This window comes from Rathayibacter tanaceti (assembly GCF_001634385.1).
Lineage (GTDB): Bacteria > Actinomycetota > Actinomycetes > Actinomycetales > Microbacteriaceae > Rathayibacter > Rathayibacter tanaceti.
The window spans coordinates 1-1,228 of record NZ_LIIN01000261.1 but is presented as its reverse complement, the minus strand read 5'-3'; the positions used below and the strand labels follow the sequence as shown (position 1 = coordinate 1,228).

The following is a 1,228-nucleotide window of genomic DNA, read 5'->3' as shown; positions in this document are numbered from 1 at the left end:
GGCTCATCGCAATTGAGGGTGTAGTTGGGGTCTGAAGCCGCCGGTTTTGAGGAGGTTGCGGGTGATGTAGTTGGTGAGGTTGCGGAAGCCCGGGGCGGAGCCGCGGAGGTGTTCGAGGCGGCCGTTGATTGCTTCGGTGGGACCGTTCGAGGTGCCGGGTTGGTCGAAGTAGGCGAGGATGTTTGCGGCTCGTTTCTTCATCGTGCGGCCCAAGGTGATGAGCTCGGCGAGTGTTGTCGGGACGCCGCTGCTGATCGTTGTGATCAGGGCCTGCATCGCGGTCTTTCCCGCGGCGCGGTCGGGGTCGCGGTAGGCGGCGATCATGCGCTGATAGATCCCCTAGGTCATCTCGACCGCGACGTGTTCCTCGGCGGCGAAGAGGGCTTCCAGGCGGGCGCGTTGCTTTTCAGTGAGCAGCTTCAGCCCGGTGTGCAGGGTGCGCCGGACCGAGTAGAGCGGGTCGCCGGAACGACTACGGTGACCCATGGTCGCGTGTTGGATGCGTTGGCGGCAGCGATCCAGAGCGTCGCCTTTGCGCGGATCGGGGTGAGGTCGATGATCACGGTGACGGACGTGTCACCGTGGCGTGTGTGTCGCCAGACGTACTCGTCGACCCCGATCGTGGTGACCCGTCGAACCGGGTCGGGTCATCGATCAACACCCGTCGCCCTTCGGCGAGGACGGCGTCGTTCGCGGTATGCCAGGACACCCCCAGACCAGCTGCGACGCGGGCGACGGTGAGGTGTCCCACGACCAGGCCCTCCACCGCCCACCGCAGGCCGCGGCGGGAGATCTTCGCTCGCGGTTCGGCCGCCGCCGCCGTGTCGTGCCGCCAGACCTTCCCGCAGCCGGCGCAACTATAGCGGCGAATCCGGATCAGCAGGATCGTGGGCCGCCAGCCGAACGGTTCGTCCGCGAGGCCCCGCGTGACAGTGTCCCGAACGACGCCCTGCGCGCCACATTTCCGGGACCACGGGTCCGGTTCGGCGACGCGGCATTCCAGGACCACCCGGTCCAGTTCCAGGCATTCGCCGACGGCGCGTAGGCCGAGCTCGCCCAAGCAGCAGAAGATCATGAAGTCAGGGCCGCCGAAGGGAGCGTGGAGCACGTCCAGGTCTTTCGGATGGGTGTGTAGGAACTTCCATCTTCGGGAGACCTCGACCTCGTCCCCGGCCCCGACGCGCCAACCTCACACCCGCACCGCTACACCCTCAATTGCGAAGAGCCA

General features: G+C 66.7%; 1 pseudogene. It reads right to left on the bottom strand.

The features are described 5' to 3' along the window. Positions 1–3: 3 nt before the first annotated feature. Positions 4–1,075, bottom strand: a pseudogene (locus ACH61_RS15505) (transposase). Positions 1,076–1,228: the final 153 nt, after the last annotated feature.